The following is a 16,137-nucleotide window of genomic DNA, read 5'->3' on the forward strand; positions in this document are numbered from 1 at the left end:
TAGGATAATTGTCAATAGCTAACTTTTATTCCTCGATGATTTCAGCATCATCATCTGAAAACTCGTCGTCTTCGTTGAGATCCACATCTTCTCCCAAGTCATCTGGAGCGATTTCGTTGATTTCTGCATCATAAGCTTCCACTTCATTTTTTTCATCATCTGGATTTTCATCATCGTATGAAAGAGCTGAATCTGCTTCGTATGCATCTTCGTCTTCTGGATCATCTGCATTGTAGTCAATGGCATCTGAATCACCATCCATAAAGGCATTGACACGTTTTTTCTTAGCTTTTGGTGCTACTTCATCGTCGTCATTTTCTTCAAGAGCGATGATTTCTTCGTCGATTTCGTCCACACCATACCATGAACGAAGACCCCATTTGTTGTCCCCAAGTGAGATGAAGCTACCGTCAAAGTTCAACTCTGTGTAGAACAAAGGCAAAGCTTCGCGGATATCGCTGTTTGATGTTCCAAGGTAGTTTTGAATTTCATTTACAAGATCGCTAAAATGCATCTCATGATCGCGACCACGAAGTTCCAAGATAGCACGCGCTACCTCAATCATAGATAGTTCACTTTTTTCTTGCCCAGCAAATACTTCTAATTCCAAAGCGTTTCTCCTCATTTATACTACTATCGCCAGAGCAAACAGACTCTGACCTCATTTTATCATTTACTCTTTATTTTACGATAATTTTGCGGAATAGTCAAAGGTTAAGGGGGAGAAAGTGGCAGGATTAGACTAATTCCAATATAAAACTCCTTCCTTTTTCTGTTGCTCCATTTTCCACAAATCCAAGCGACTTGAAACACCTCCTAGAAGCATGATTGTAGGTGTAGATTTCCTTAACTCTCAATTCTTTCCATCCTTTTACTCAAGCAAATTCAATCAAAGCACTTAGAATCTTTTTTCCAAGTCCTCGATGTTGGTAAGCGGAATTCCCAATCACAATGGGGAGATTATCCTGAGATAGTGTAATATCCCCAATTGGAAACCATTCTCCCTTCTCCTTGACTTCAATCCAAAAAGGCTCACCATGCCGATCCAAATAGAAATACATGGCTTCCAAGGTCGCTTGACTGTAAGGAAGCTTCACCCCATCTACGAGGTAAACCAAGTTCACATCCTGATACCAAGCAAAAGCTTCCTCACAATGATTGACCTTATAATAAGGAACAAGACACAATGCACTACCTTTTCAACAAAAGAGTTGCTGCTTGATTAAAACCATCACACCAGTTATACCATTTTGCTTCATACCCATCTTGAGCTAGGATACGATCTTCTAAATCAAAAACAGAGTAAATAGACTTCCTGCAAAACTAGAATCCTAGTTCATGATTGATAATACCAACAATCAAATTCATTCGTAATCCGAAGCGTTTACGATGATTTCGATAGGTTGTTGAAAATATTTTAAACGTTTTCATAGTGAGATGAAATAAGAACAGGACAAATCAATCAAGACAGTCAAATCGATTTCTAACAATGTTTTAGAAGTAGAGGTGTACTATTCTAGTTTCAATCTACTATACTCTGTCAAAAATATTCTCAACCTTGATTCTCTCCTTAGATAGCGCATGGTTACAGGCTTTCTCTTCAGCTGTTAGCGGCTTGAGTTTGCTGGATTTACGTGGAGTTTGTGCTTGAGGATCTATCTTCATGAGCCCTTGATAACCACTGTCAGCCAAGATTTTACCAGCTTGTCCGATATTTCTGCGACTCATTTTGAACAACTTCATATCATGACAATAGTTCACAGTGATCTCCAAAGAAACAATTCTCCCTTGACTTGTGACAATCGCTTGAGCCTTCATAGCGTGGCATTTCTTTTTACCAGAATCATTCGCTAATTGTTTTTTAGGGCGATGGATTTTTACTTCCGTCGCATCAATCATTACCGTGTCCTCAGAACTGAGAGGAGTTCTTGAAATCGTAAAACCACTTTGAACAAGAGTTACTTCAACCCATTGACTCCGACGGATTAAGTTGCTTTCGTGAATACCAAGATCAGCCGCAATTTCTTCATAAGTTCGATATTCTCGCACATATTGAAGTCGCCATAAGAAGGTATTCTAGGCTTAGTTTAGGTTTTCGTCCCCCTTTTGCGTGTTTACCTTGATAATCTCTTTTTAATACAGCTAACATCTCTTCAAAAGTCGTGCACTGAACACCAACCAGGAGCTTAAATCGTGCATCAGTTAGTTGTTCACTTGCTTCATAATCCATAGAACTATTATACCATATATTGTTTCGCAGGAAGTCTAATCTAATGGAATAGGAGGCAGTAAGATGGAAACTATCATAGCTTGTACTCATAAACTACTCAAAACGATATATGAAGTCTTATATCTCCATAAAAATACATAATTTCACAGTGTTTTTTTTAATGCTGACGATATTACAGGAATAAATGAAATTGCAAAATAAATGATAACTGAAATAAAGTATACTGGCAAAATTCCAATTAAGTCTGCTAGATAACTAAATGAAACTAGCGCTACAGCATACATTAGTTGCATTAAAACACTTCTGGCAGCAAAAGCTCTTGCCAATATACTAGGATCAACTTTTTCTTGAATAATTGATTCTTGAATTATATTTCTAATTTGTGCAGGGGGGCCGACTAGAAAAGAAATAATAATTGTTATGATAGGGCTTCTATTAACAGTGTAAAATAGTGTGAGTAGTGTAACAAGAAGTGATGATATAAACAAAAATTTTCCTGGAAAATGTTGAAGTTTATGAGAGTATTTTGTTATTACCCCTCCTCCAACTATAATCCCTAAGAAGTATGCTGAACCCTGGTATCCCCACCAAGTTTCACTTGTTAAAAGGATAGTGGTTGTAAATGCTAGGAGGTATGAAGATGTCCAAATCACATTTGCAAAATTTTCAATAATATCCATAATAGTTATATCCCTGATGACAGGATTATCCCTTATAGGTATGAGACCTTCAAAAATTTGATATACATATGAACTTTTGGAAGAGTTTGGTTTATGTTGATTCTTTTCAACGTGAATATAAAAACTTAGAACTGAGGAGAGCAAGAAACACAAAGATATACAATATAATGAATATTGCAAACCTAGTAACGTAGACAATGGAATTGCAAGTGCCCAGCCTGCTGTTTGAACGGATTGACGAATGCTTAGGGTGAGACCGTTTGCTTTTACTATCGCATCATTATCAACTATACTAGGAACAATAGCTAGACGTGCAGGAGTATAAAAACTATTGGTGATGCTTATTAAAAAGACTGTGGAATAGGTTATTATAATACTATCATTAAATGAACTGATAATGGTATAAGACAGAGTAACTAGCCCACCAATCAGATTAGTAAACGACAATACATTTTTATGTGAAATTTTGTCTAAAAAATAGGTCCAATCAAACCTCCTATAACTGCTGAAATAGTTCCTATTATCAAAACAAATGTTGATTCACTGATAGAATTACTTTGTGAATAAACCTTTGAGATGATTGTTACACTGAAAAAAATATTTGCAATCAAGTTAAAAATTTGATTGCAAAGTAAGTATTTAAAATTATTATTGCTTATCTTAACTCATTCCTTTTGCAAATAAATATTGATTAGTATAGCAAAAAAATATATTTTACGCAATTACTATGCTCTCGTGTTGATATACCATACATATGAAAGCTTCTACCTTTCCTTTTGTATATCTATCTAATTTTAGCCATATTGCTTGAGAATTCCATAACCTTTCTTGCAAAATCATAGTTTTAGGTGGTGACTAAAATAGATAGAAATATAATATTGCTTACGGTAGGAATTATGGTATCTCTTGGGAACAGTGATCTCTCTAAACATGTAAAGTCTGATTTTATTAATTAAGGAGGTACATTTATCGTATGGTTTTATAATCACTCTATGAGGGACAGGGGAATCACTTGCTGATTCCTCCTAATTTCTAGCTGGACGGTATTGATCGGACTCTTTATAAGCTCTAAGGTTGCATGGGAAGAGCTCCTCCAACTTAAATCAGCGTAATGGGATAATACAGAATGGTCCATTTTTCTAATAAGTATAGTTGAGTCGGATGAAGATATGCTATATTGACTTTCATTTCTTTCTCCTCAAGGGAATTCGATACTCACTTCTGTTTGCCTTTAAATCGCCATTGGAAGCGGAGCTTGTCATAAAAGGGAAACTCGATAAACAAGACTCCCAAACCCAGACAGAGACTGGCAAGAACGTCTGATGGGTAATGAACTCCCACCCAAAAAGAGACAGTAGTTCATACTACTATTACTCTATTTTCATTGCTTTCACAATTGCTAAGGCAGTCAATACAAAAATAAAAAGTGGAAGCACTGTGATTTTTAGGTTTGTAGCACTCGCTAAGGCAACGATGAGCATGCTAAGAATTCCTGGTACAACAACATTGAATACTCCAAGCACTGACTGGATGGTTCCCATGACTTCTTCTGGAACCATCGAGAATACAAGGTTGAAAATCCGAGGCCCCATCATTCCTACTGCAACTGCGCATAAGAAGACAACTACCAATAAAAGGAGGAAATGATTGATCAACCAAGAAAAGAGAATACAGAGATGCATAATTTCTTCAAAGTAGACAATCATTTTTATGGGAATATTTTTTAGGATACCTCCACTCAAAAAACTTCCCACAATCGTTCCTGAAAAAATAACCACTGACAATGCTGCAATGGATTTCCCAGTGTCAAAGAAGATAAATGGATGATGAATCAACATCAAAGTCGTTAAAGGGGTAATAATGCTTAAAATCACTTGGTTCATAGCTGCAATGAATATTAATTTGATGATGGTTGGAAAACTTGACAATATCTTCATAGAATAGAGGAAATGCTCTCCAAAAGATTTTGCGGTTAATCTTTTACTAACCTCCATCTGTCCCTCAATATCTCTCAAAGAAGTACGAATAAACACCACACCCAACAGTGCAAAAAGAAAGGTCAAAGCATTCAAACCCACAAACATCTGAAGACTGATGACCCCAATCAAAACTCCACCTGTAAGGTTGCTAAGAATATTAACTACACCAGCAGTTGCCTGTCTAAACCCCATAGCATCTGTCATATCATCTCCTATAATCCTCACATACAAAGGAGAAATCATAGCACCTGCAAAATAACTCATGGTATCTGATAAAAGATTGATGCCACAAATAAGAAAAACCATCCCCATAGAAAAGTTCTTATCCGTTACAAACAGTGTCAATAGAGTATAAAGCAGAAACTTACTTGCCAATATAGCAATATATTTTGCAACACGATTTTTTTGAAAATCGGCAATAACGCCTGTGAACAACTGAGAAATCTGCGGCAAAGTCTCCGAAACTGTTATACAAAGAACAGCTAATGAAGCAAATTTATATCCCGATACATAAGAAATAAATGAAATATAAAACAGCGTATCACCAAATGACGAAACCCATTGATTAATTAGCAACATCCGGTAATTTTTATTGGTCAGAAAAGTATTCATTGGATTGCCTCCTTCTTCAGCTCAAAAGGAAATTGAAATCCTAACAACGCCCAATATATCCCCAAAGCTCCAATACCAAAATCAAAAACTATTGATGATATTCTAATACATCAATTTTGGTTTGTCAATAATTTTTATGGTGTTTTTTTATTTTTTTTGAAATATGAATTTAAGTTATCTAAAAATACAAATCTTTTTCTTAATCTTCACTTTCCAATAATTTCATTTCCTTCTCAATTTCTAGCATCATTCTCTGGTTCTCTTCGTGCTTGTAAAGCTGATAAGATACTTGATAAAAACCTAGTATCCTATCCCTTTCAGCAAAGCTCTCGCTTATATTTCCCAATAAACAATACAAATCTGCTAATCGATAACTACTATTATATCTTTTACAAATAGCTATCGTTTCTGTAATTTCTGCTATAGCTTCAGATGTTCGTTCATTCAACCACAAATATCTACAATAGTTATATCGGAATTTAATCATCAATTCTAACTGTTCCAAATGATGAACAGATAGTGACTGGAGGTTCTCTTTTAAAAGTTGATAGAGTTCCTGATATGTGTCTTCCTGCCCCATATCAAAATAAAAATTAGCCAAGGTATTTCCCAGTTGTAGATAGTAAAAATCAGATTTTTTCAGAGATAACAGTATTTTTTCCAGTTTCGCAACTGCCCCTGTTTGATGATTTAAATAACAGAATTGAACTAATGTATCAATCCAGTCCAAATAAATCTGGTCTTTAGCAGATAGACGAGTACGTTTAGATTTTTCCAGTTCATAGATGTAATGGAGAGATTCATATTCCCTCTCATCCAAAAATTTCTTAGATAATTCTTTAAACTTATCAATATTTTCTAAACTAGAAACCTCAGTATCTTCAAAGAAATAATCCATGCTCACCTTCAATCGCTTAGATAGTTGAAAGAGTAATTCTGACCCAGGTGAATATTTACCTTGCTCCATACGGCTAATCTGCCCTTGCTCACAAATCCCCTCAGCTAATTCTTTTTGAGATAATTTTAATTCCTTTCTTTTATTTTTTAATCGTGTCGCTAATAGCATACCCACACTTTCTTCCTCCTTGCTTTATTTATTAAAATATATCAAACACCAAAACATGTTTCAAGTATATATTTCATATGGTTCTATTTGTATTTGTACAATTTTTTATCTTTTCCATCACTTCTGCTTGCCTTTAAATCGCCATTGGAAGCGGATCTTGTCATAGAAGGGAAATTCGATAAACAGGACTCCCAAACCCAGACAGAGACTGGCAAGAACGTCTGATGGATAATGAACTCCCAGATATACCCTTGATACCAGCACACTAACTAGGTAGAGGCCAAGGACGATTTGTACAATTTTTCTCCAGACTGGATTTTTAATTCGTTGACTGAGAATGACAATCAGAGTACCTACCATCAAAGTTACAGCCAGAGAATGCCCACTTGGGAAGGAAAATCCCTTCTCCTCCACAAGATGTAAGATAGCTGGTCGTGGGCGCTGGTAGATATTTTTAAAGGTCACGATTAAAAGACCCGCTAAAGCCAAATTCCCCAGCATGAAGAAACTTTCTATCTTCCATCGCTTACGATAAAAGACAAAAGCTGTAATAACAACCCAAGTGATAATCACTGGGATATCAATCAAGCGTGTGATGGCTTTGAAAAGAATAGTCAAGTAATCTGGCAAATCTCCTCGAACTACCGTTTGAATCAATTGGTCAAAACCGACCAGCGTTTCAGGGTAAAATTTGACCATGTAGCCAAGAATAACGAAAAGTAAAAGGGCAAAACTGCCCTTCATTAAAAATGTTTGTTTATCTTTCATAGTGTTTTAAGGTTGGTTTCAAAAGGACGTACAACAACCAGAATGAAACGGAAAAGATTACACCCTCAATCAAGTTAAAAGGTAATACCATGGTCATTAGGTAGTTGGAAAGTCCCAAAATTTTTCCAATATCAAAGTTAGCAAACTTAGCGTACAAAGGAACAGCATAAACATAGTTGAGAACCAACATGGCAAAGGTTAAACCAATAGTTCCAGCTAGAGAGCCTAGTAGGAAACGAAGGGTTGTCCGTTCCTTTTTCCAAATCAAAGCAAATACGATGACAAAAACTCCCAAAGCTACGATATTCATCGGCAAACCAATGTAAGTATTCACTCCTTGGCTGTTAAGAAGCAATTTCAAGAGTGAGCGAAGCAAGAGCACTCCTAGAGCAGCAGGCAAATCCATGACCACCAGACCCACAAGGACTGGCAAGATACTAAATTCGATCTTGAGGAAGGATGCCGCTGGCAAGAGCGGAAAGTCAAAGTACATCAGCACAAATGAGATGGCTGATAAGATCGCAATGGTCGAAAGTCGACGTGTGTTTGTCATAACAGGTTCCTCCAATTTTCTATAAAATCAGAAGAAGTTAGAAAGGATTCCTCTATCTATTCTCACTTTTTATATCCCAAAAGTTCCCTCTCACTCTATTAAGGAAATTCAAGCAAGCGGTTACAGTTTAGCTATAAATCTATCAGAACAGACAAAGCTATTCTTTCGTCTTCTCCCATCCAGACTATACTGTCGGTTGTGGAATCTCACCACATCAGCTTGCGCTCGCGGACTTATTTGGCTAAGATATTTTAGATTTATCTAGGCGTCGCAGTCGAAGATAATACTTAAAGTATATCGAGACAAGACAACGACGAGAAAGCTAAAATAGCTAGTCAAATTTACCGCCGGTCGGGAATCACACCCTGCCCTGAAGACTCTTTTATCATAACAAAAAACGCTTGCAAGCGCAAGCATTTTGTTCATTTTCATTTTTTATTTCAATTTATCTGCTTCATAGGTATGAACGAGCTCAAGACCTGCAAAGTGCTGCTGGCGGAGGGCTTCGTAGACAATCATGCAGACGGTATTAGACACATTGAGACTGCGGACATGTTCATCATTCATGGGAATACGGAGAGCCTTCTCAGGATGTTCTCGCATAAAGTCCTCAGGCAAGCCCTTGTCTTCACGTCCAAAGAGAAAATAATGGTCCTCGTCAGTCGATAAATCCACATCAGAATACACTTTCTCAGCAAATTTTGAGATCAGATAGAGTTTGCCCTTCATATGAGACATGAAATCCTCCAAACTCTCGTAAAAATAAATCTCTAGTTTATCCCAATAATCCAATCCAGCTCGCTTCATCTTGCGGTCGTCAATAGGAAAGCCCATTGGCTTGATGATGTGGAGGGGAGAATTGGTCGCAGCACAAGTACGCGCGATATTGCCTGTATTTTGTGGAATTTGTGGTTCAAATAATACAATGTGATTTGTCATGACTTGCTTCCTTTCACCATTGCAAAAAAATAGCCACACTGCCCGGAGTCAAGCTCAGCAAACAGCGTGGTTAAGGCATCGTTAACTTACCTCACAACAGGTTTGAAGTAAATCAGCGAAACTACTTTCTTAGTATAACACTTTCAGAATCATTGTCAATAGAAACGACTTGATTTTTTCAATTTTTTCAAGCTATTTCCAAGGATTGTAAAATCGTCCTTGATTCTGCAAGATAAGTAGTAAACTAGCTACTAAAAACAAGGCTGCCAAGAACAAGGTAAGATAGTCTCCTTTTTTCAAGGCCTGATAACTATACCAAGTGCGTTTTTTCTCTTTCCCAAAGCGCCGAAGCTCCATGGCGGTCGCGATGGTATCAATGCGTTCTAGCGAGCTAAAAATCAAGGGAGTAATAATGCGCAAATTGCCTTTGATTCGTTGCATAAGAGAAGCTTTCTTGGATAATTCCATCCCACGCGCCTCCTGAGACATTTTGATAGTAAAGAATTCTTCCTGCAAATCTGGAATATAGCGCAAGGTCAGACTGACTGAATAGGCAATCTTGTAAGGCACACCAATTTGATTTAAACTAGAAGCAAACTGACTAGGATGGGTTGTCATCAAAAAGATAATAGCCAGAGGAATGGTACAAAGGTACTTAATGGCCAGATTTAGCAGATAAAAGAGCTCCTGGCTGGTCAGAGTGTAGGCACCGATTCCCTGCCAAATCACACTTCTCTCTCCGTAAAGTCCAACCCCATACTCAGGAGAAAAGAGATAGACCATCAAAACGTTTAAAACGGCAAATACCGTCGCAAAAACGGCCACAAAGGAAACATCTTTAAAACGGATTTCTGACAAATAGAGGAGAAAGACCGAAAAGATGGCAATCAGAACAAGCAGTCTGGTATCATAGCTAATCATGGCCGCCAATGACACGAGGATGAAAAAGAGAAGTTTACCAGCTCCTGACAAGCGATGAATCACAGTATCTCTATGCTGGTAACCAATTAATTTAGCTTGCATCCTTCTCTCCTTTCTTTGTAAAATGCCGTTAAAGCAAGTGGATCCACGTCTAGTTTTTTAGCCAAGTTGAAGATTGAAGTTTCTTTTAGATTGGCTTTTACTAACAGCTCAGGATTGCTCAACAGACTAGCTGGATCAGTATCAGCAATCAGTTCTCCATCAACCATGACAAGGGCCCTGTCTGAATAATCCAGCATCAATTGCATATCATGCGTAATCATGACGATGGTATGACCTTTTTGATGCAACTCTTCGAGAAATTCCATAATCTCAGTATAGTTCTTCTGGTCTTGACCTGCTGTCGGTTCATCTAAGAGGATAATTTCAGCTCCTAAAACCAAAATCGAGGCAATAGTGACACGTTTTTTCTGACCAAATGACAGGGCAGAAATAGGCCAATTACGGAATTCATAGAGACCACAGATTTTCAAAGTTTCATAGACTCTCGTTTCAATTTCCTTCTCATCCACACCTCGCAAACGAAGTCCCAGAGCCACCTCATCAAAAATCATGTTAGTTGAAATCATTTGATTAGGATTTTGCAGCACATAGCCTACTCGTTCCGCCCGCTCTGCAACAGAATCTCCTTTTATATCCTGCCCTTCCCAAAGATAGCGACCTTCCGTCTGAATAAAGCTACTTAAGGCCTTGGCTAGAGTTGACTTCCCTGCTCCATTTTTCCCGACAATGGCAATCTTTTCACCCTTTTTAATATCCAAATGTAGGGATTTTAAAATCGGTCTATCATCATAAGAAAAAGAAACCTCCTCTAGTCTAAAAAGTGACTGCAAATCTGGCATCTCTTTTGCCAGTTCATTCTGCAACTGAACCTGACCTTTTGAGATAGACAAGTTATCCAGATCTGCTAACTGTTCTTCCTTGGCTAAATCCACACCCAATTGACGGAGAGTGGTGAGATAAAGGGGTTCGCGAATTCCATTTTGGGTCAACAAATCAGTCGCCAATAACTGATCAGGACTTCCATTAAAGAGGATACGGCCATCGTTTATCAAGACAATCCGATCCACAGGTCGATGCAGAACATCTTCCAAACGGTGCTCGATAATAAGGGTCGTCCCCTCCTCCTTATGAATCTGATCAATCAATTCAATAATATCCTGACCTGACTTGGGATCCAGATTGGCGAGTGGCTCATCAAACAAGAGAATCGGACTTTCATCAATCAAGACACCGGCTAGACTAACTCGCTGCTTTTGTCCACCAGACAAGTCTTGAGGACGCTGAGCTAGTAAAGGGAGAAGGTCCAGCTTTTCAGCCCATTTATGAACACGACTTTTCATCTCTTCTAGACTTGTTACATCATTTTCTAGAGCAAAAGCCAAGTCCTCTGCCACAGATAAGCCGATAAACTGCCCATCTGTATCCTGCAAAACTGTGCTAACCAGATGAGACTTATCATAGATGCTCATATCAAAGGCTGTTTGACCCTTTATCAAAAATTCTCCATATGTCTGACCCTTGTAAATATTGGGAATAATCCCATTCAAACACTGACCCAAGGTAGATTTACCTGATCCAGATGGTCCAACAATTAAGACTTTCTCTCCCTTGTAAATGGTCAAGTCTATCCCTTGCAAGGTCGGTTCTTGTTGTGTTTCATACTGGAAAGAGAAATCCTTCCACTCAATTATAGCTTCTTTCATCTTACTCTCTTCATTCGCTTCTTCTACTCAATGAAAATCAAAGAGCAAACCAGGAAGCTAGCCGTAGGTTGCTCAAAACACTGTTTTGAGGTTGCAGATAGAGCTGACGCGGTTTGAATTTAATTTTCGCAGAGTATTAGACTTCTATTTTATCATAAATCTACCCCTTCTTGCAGACTCTTCTATTAAAAACTTAGCGCCAAAAAGATTCCTATCCTAGCTTACTTGCCTAACTAATCTATAAACATCGAAAAAGACTGGTTGCCCAGCCTTCTCCATCATTTTAGTCCTTTTTCAAACTTCCTGCACGAGTTTGAGTTCCTGCATAGGCAAGCAAGAGAAGAGTTCCTGCAATAGCTACAGATACACCATTAGCAATTCCCGCAACAATTCCTTGGGCAAATACTTTTTCTGCAGCTTCTTGATAAATCACAACATCTCCAAGTGGTGCCAAGACACCCCAAACAAGGGCATTTGCAAGTAGTTGAATGAGGTTAAAAATAAGAATATCTTTCCAGTCAAAGACACCATTGATCACGCGAACGTACTTTCTAAATAGCCCCACAGCTAGACCAAAGAGCCCACTAGCGATAATCCAAGTCCACCACAGACCGTAACCAGCAAGAGAGTCCTTGATTGCATGACCAATCAACCCGACAAGCAAACCGATAATCGGTCCAAAAATAATAGAAAGTAGCGCTTGTACCGCATACTGAAGCTGGATGCTTGTATTTGGAACAGGGGTCGGAATGTTGATCATCCCGATGACGACAAAGAGGGCAGCGCCAATTCCTACAGCAACAACTTGTTTAATTGATTGATTTTTCATCTATATTCTCCTATTTTATGATTCTATTTTCTTTATTTCAATGGTCCAAGATGAACCGACACCTACATTATAGGCCTTGGCAAAGGAACCTTGGTTGATAGCCAGACCTAAACGATAGAGAGAGTTGATGTAAAGGATGGGTTGCCCAATTCTCACATCTGCAAATGATTTGCCATAAACAACCTGATTTTGATAGACCAGCATATCAGCGTGATAGATGGTCACTTCAAAACGGTCACCAAATTCTGGTTCCAGTTTGTAAAATTCTTCTCGCGTAATAGAGGTCCAAAGCGAACCAAAACGCACATCCAGAATATCAATGGCTCCCTTCACCAGATGATCTTCACTAATGGTCTCTACGACTGGAAGTTCCACAATCTGATTCACACTGAGCTCTGGCCCCACTTCCTCAAAAGAAATGTGACCACTGGCCAGTTTAGCACCAGTATAGGCATAGACATCACGACCGTGGAAAGTATAAGAATGCTCTGTGTTTTGACGCCTATTAGCTACCTCAGAAATTTCACGAACGGCTACAATACCAACGTGTTTCTTGATAAAAGAAAGAGTCCCATTATCTGGCGTGACAATGTATTGATTGTTTGCAGTCTTGGCAACCACACTCTTACGTTTCGAGCCGACACCTGGATCGACAACCGATACAAAAGTCGTTCCCTCAGGCCAGTAATCCACCGTCTGAAAGAGACGGTAACTACCCTCAAAAATATTATAAGGTGTGATATCGTGCGTCAAGTGATGAATTTTTAAGGTTGGAGACTCTTCTAAAGCCACTCCAATCATAGCCGATACCGCACCATCAACCAGACCAAAGTCTGATTGTAATACCAGTAAATTATTATTCATTTTATCTCCTTGTATATCCTTTATCATACCATATTTCAGAGAAAGTCGCTAATAGCTATTTCAATTGCTTAGGGTATAGTTTTACCTTATAGCAGATTTCCGCTAAAAGTTCTCCCTTATTGGCTAGTAGGTGCATTTTTTTGAAAAAGGATATGATAGTTACATCATGAAAAAGTAGGTTTTATTATGAAAATTATCCTTGTCGGAGGGGGAAAAGTTAGTTTTGCCCTCTGTCGCTCCTTGGTTGCAGAAAAGCATGATGTTTTGCTGATTGAGCAAGACGAAGCTGTTCTCAATCATATTGTCAGTCGCTTTGATATCATGGGTATCCTTGGTAACGGGGTCGATTTTGCCATTCTTGAGCAAGCCAGCGTCCAAGATTGTGATATCTTTATCACCCTGACTGAGTACGATGAAGTCAACATGATTGCAGCTGTTCTAGCCAAAAAAATGGGAGCTAAAGAGACCATCGTTCGGGTGCGGAACCCTGAATATTCTAACTCCTATTTCAAAGAAAAGAATATTCTCGGTTTTTCTCTTATCGTTAACCCTGAGCTCTTGGCTGCCCGCGCTATCGCCAACATCATTGACTTCCCCAACGCTCTATCTGTCGAACGTTTCTTTGGTGGACGGGTCAGCTTGATGGAATTCACTGTTAAATCCTCCAGTAGTCTTTGCCAAATGCCCATTTCTGATTTTCGGAAAAAAATTTGGCAATGTCATTGTCGTGCGATAGAAAGAGATCATCAAATTATCATTCCAAGCGGTAACATGACTGTACAGGATAAAGATAGAATCTTTGTCACTGGTAACCGTGTTGATATGATGCTCTTCCATAATTATTTCAAGTCTCGTGCCGTGAAGGGTCTTCTTATTGTTGGAGCTGGTAGAATTGCCTATTATCTACTAGGTATCCTCAAAGATAGTCGTATTGATACTAAGATTATTGAAATCAATCCTGAAATCGCTAGCTTCTTTAGCGAGAAATTCCCAAACCTCTACATCGTTCAAGGAGATGGTACCGCACAAGATATCCTGCTGGAAGAAAGTGCTCAAAACTATGATGCCGTTGCGACTCTAACAGGGGTCGATGAGGAAAATCTGATTACCTCTATGTTCCTGGACAGGGTAGGTGTACAGAAAAATATTACCAAGGTCAATCGTACCAGTCTCCTCGAAATTATCAATGCGCCTGATTTTTCAAGTATCATCACACCTAAAAGTATTGCCGTAGACACGATTATGCACTTTATTCGTGGTCGGGTTAATGCCCAGTATTCAGACCTTCAAGCCATGCACCATCTAGCCAATGGCCAAATCGAAACCCTGCAATTCCATATCAAGGAAGCCAATAAAATGACTGCCAAACCTCTTTCTCAACTGAAATTGAAAAAAGGGGTTCTTATTGCAGCTATCATTCGAAAGGGCAAAACGATTTTCCCAACTGGGGAGGATATGTTGGAAGTTGGAGACAAGCTCCTAGTAACAACCTTGTTGCCGAATATCACTAAGATTTATGACTTGATCGCGAGGTAAGAAATGAATAAAAGTATGATTCGCTACCTCCTTTCAAAGTTACTTTTGATTGAAGCGGTTCTCCTTTTGGTTCCTGTAGCTGTCGCTCTCTATTACCGTGAATCGAGCCAAGTCTTTACAGCCCTCTTTACAACGATTGGAATTCTGGTATTACTAGGTGGCTCAGGAATTTTACAAAAGCCAAAAAATCAACGGATTTATGCCAAGGAGGGAATCTTGATTGTGGCCCTCTGTTGAATCCTTTGGTCCTTCTTTGGTGGTCTCCCCTTTGTCTTTTCTGGGCAAATCCCTAGCGTTATTGATGCCTTTTTTGAAATTAGTTCTGGCTTTACAACTACTGGAGCAACTATTTTGAACGACGTTTCGGTTCTCAGCCGTTCCCTCCTCTTCTGGCGAAGTTTTACCCACTTGATTGGAGGGATGGGAGTGCTTGTTTTTGCACTTGCTATTATGGACAATGCCAAAAATAGCCACCTAGAGGTGATGAAGGCTGAGGTTCCAGGTCCTGTTTTTGGCAAGGTTGTATCCAAACTAAAAAACACTGCCCAGATTCTCTATCTCCTTTATCTAGCTCTCTTCTCCCTCTTTGTCATCATCTATTATCTAGCTGGCATGCCTCTCTACGATAGTTTTGTCATTGCTACGGGGACAGCGGGAACTGGAGGCTTTACCGTCTATAACGACGGAATTGCCCACTATGGCAGCTCACTGATTACCTATCTGGTCAGTATCGGAGTTCTGGTTTTTGGGGTAAATTTCAACCTCTACTACTACCTCATGCTCCGTCGCATCAAGGCCTTCTTTGGTGACGAAGAACTTCGGGCTTACTTGGTCATTGTACTGGTTTCTACAGGCTTGATTAGCCTCAACACCCTCTACCTCTACCCAGGGTTTTCAAAGAGCTTTGAAATGGCCTTCTTCCAGGTTTCCAACATCATTACAACAACTGGTTTTGGATATGGAGATATTACCAACTGGCCCCTCTTCTCCCAGTTTATCCTCCTTTTCCTCATGGCAATCGGTGGCTCTGCTGGATCAACTGCAGGTGGACTCAAGATTATTCGAGGCCTCATCCTTTCAAAAATTGCCAAAAATCAAATTTTGTCCATTCTATCTCCCCACCGTGTTTTGACTCTCCATGTGAATCAAACGGTGATTGATAAGGATACCCAGCATAAAATTCTCAAGTATGGTAGATTGAAACTAGAATAGTACATCTGGACTTCTAAAACATTGTTAGAAATCGATTTGACTGTCCCGATTGATTTGTCCTATTCTTATTTCATTTTATTATATCTTTAAATCCCGATCAGACATTTCAGTACCTGACTTATCCTCAATGAAAATCTCTTCAAACTGCGTCAGATCTATCTGCCCGACTTTATCACTTAATT

Annotated in this window: 13 protein-coding genes, 6 pseudogenes and 1 riboswitch; of the genes and pseudogenes, 3 read left to right on the top strand and 16 right to left on the bottom strand. The window is 38.9% G+C overall.

The annotated features are described in order from the left end of the window. Positions 1–25: 25 nt before the first annotated feature. From rpoE to B4W83_RS04365, 16 genes and pseudogenes are all read right to left on the bottom strand, one after another. On the bottom strand, positions 26–610 hold the full coding sequence (gene rpoE, locus B4W83_RS04295) for a DNA-directed RNA polymerase subunit delta (RefSeq protein WP_000418412.1): 585 nt from the start codon (positions 608–610) through the stop codon (positions 26–28). Positions 611–737: 127 nt separating this feature from the next. Continuing rightward, positions 738–1,187, bottom strand: a pseudogene (locus B4W83_RS04300) (GNAT family N-acetyltransferase). Positions 1,188–1,191: 4 nt separating this feature from the next. Further along, a pseudogene (locus B4W83_RS04305) lies at positions 1,192–1,314 on the bottom strand (chromosome partitioning protein ParB); the annotation flags it as partial. A gap of 9 nt (positions 1,315–1,323) precedes the next feature. Then, positions 1,324–1,428, bottom strand: a pseudogene (locus tag B4W83_RS12325) (IS5/IS1182 family transposase); the annotation flags it as partial. Positions 1,429–1,533: 105 nt separating this feature from the next. Beyond that, positions 1,534–2,230, bottom strand: a pseudogene (locus B4W83_RS04310) (IS5 family transposase); the annotation flags it as partial. Between the two features lie 143 nt (positions 2,231–2,373). Beyond that, on the bottom strand, positions 2,374–3,357 hold the full coding sequence (locus B4W83_RS04315; protein ID WP_007284780.1) for an MFS transporter: 984 nt from the start codon (positions 3,355–3,357) through the stop codon (positions 2,374–2,376). A gap of 768 nt (positions 3,358–4,125) precedes the next feature. Next, positions 4,126–4,254, bottom strand: a pseudogene (locus B4W83_RS12330) (phosphatase PAP2 family protein); the annotation flags it as partial. 26 nt (positions 4,255–4,280) lie between these two features. After that, positions 4,281–5,501, bottom strand: coding sequence for an MFS transporter (locus B4W83_RS04320; protein WP_001091363.1), 1,221 nt, complete (start codon positions 5,499–5,501; stop codon positions 4,281–4,283). 199 nt (positions 5,502–5,700) lie between these two features. Then, a complete protein-coding gene (locus B4W83_RS04325) occupies positions 5,701–6,573 on the bottom strand; it encodes a helix-turn-helix domain-containing protein (RefSeq protein ID WP_000525619.1) in 873 nt (290 codons plus the stop codon). 111 nt (positions 6,574–6,684) lie between these two features. Beyond that, the gene (locus tag B4W83_RS04330) at positions 6,685–7,335 is read right to left on the bottom strand and encodes a phosphatase PAP2 family protein (RefSeq protein ID WP_000653436.1); all 651 of its coding nucleotides are present in this window, start codon (positions 7,333–7,335) and stop codon (positions 6,685–6,687) included. Next, the gene (locus B4W83_RS04335) at positions 7,325–7,888 is read right to left on the bottom strand and encodes an ECF transporter S component (protein ID WP_000185825.1); all 564 of its coding nucleotides are present in this window, start codon (positions 7,886–7,888) and stop codon (positions 7,325–7,327) included. Before B4W83_RS04335 ends, B4W83_RS04330 begins: the two co-directional genes overlap by 11 nt. A gap of 163 nt (positions 7,889–8,051) precedes the next feature. After that, positions 8,052–8,270, bottom strand: a riboswitch (FMN riboswitch). A gap of 53 nt (positions 8,271–8,323) precedes the next feature. Further along, on the bottom strand, positions 8,324–8,827 hold the full coding sequence (locus B4W83_RS04340; protein WP_000181376.1) for a tRNA (cytidine(34)-2'-O)-methyltransferase: 504 nt from the start codon (positions 8,825–8,827) through the stop codon (positions 8,324–8,326). 192 nt (positions 8,828–9,019) lie between these two features. Then, a complete protein-coding gene (locus tag B4W83_RS04345; RefSeq protein ID WP_001148088.1) occupies positions 9,020–9,850 on the bottom strand; it encodes an energy-coupling factor transporter transmembrane component T family protein in 831 nt (276 codons plus the stop codon). After that, positions 9,835–11,514, bottom strand: coding sequence for an ABC transporter ATP-binding protein (locus B4W83_RS04350; protein ID WP_000656512.1), 1,680 nt, complete (start codon positions 11,512–11,514; stop codon positions 9,835–9,837). The genes B4W83_RS04345 and B4W83_RS04350 overlap by 16 nt, the downstream gene beginning before the upstream one ends. A 283-nt stretch (positions 11,515–11,797) precedes the next feature. Then, positions 11,798–12,343, bottom strand: a complete 546-nt coding sequence (locus tag B4W83_RS04360; RefSeq protein ID WP_000795930.1) for an ECF-type riboflavin transporter substrate-binding protein — start codon at positions 12,341–12,343, stop codon at positions 11,798–11,800. Positions 12,344–12,358: 15 nt separating this feature from the next. Then, complete coding sequence (locus B4W83_RS04365; RefSeq protein WP_001063604.1) at positions 12,359–13,207, bottom strand: SAM hydrolase/SAM-dependent halogenase family protein; 849 nt, start codon at positions 13,205–13,207, stop codon at positions 12,359–12,361. A 186-nt stretch (positions 13,208–13,393) separates the two neighbouring features. Between B4W83_RS04365 and trkA the strand changes: the two genes are divergently transcribed. From trkA to B4W83_RS04375, 3 genes and pseudogenes are all read left to right on the top strand, one after another. Beyond that, positions 13,394–14,743 carry a Trk system potassium transporter TrkA gene (gene trkA / locus B4W83_RS04370; protein WP_000691705.1) on the top strand — a complete coding sequence of 450 codons (1,350 nt, stop codon included), beginning with the start codon at positions 13,394–13,396 and terminating at the stop codon, positions 14,741–14,743. 3 nt (positions 14,744–14,746) lie between these two features. After that, positions 14,747–14,980, top strand: a complete 234-nt coding sequence (locus B4W83_RS13330) for a hypothetical protein (RefSeq protein WP_007285018.1) — start codon at positions 14,747–14,749, stop codon at positions 14,978–14,980. Next, positions 14,981–15,934 (top strand): annotated as a pseudogene (locus B4W83_RS04375) (TrkH family potassium uptake protein); the annotation flags it as partial. Between the last annotated feature and the right edge of the window lie 203 nt (positions 15,935–16,137).

The sequence above is a fragment of the Streptococcus pseudopneumoniae ATCC BAA-960 = CCUG 49455 genome (assembly GCF_002087075.1).
GTDB lineage: Bacteria > Bacillota > Bacilli > Lactobacillales > Streptococcaceae > Streptococcus > Streptococcus pseudopneumoniae.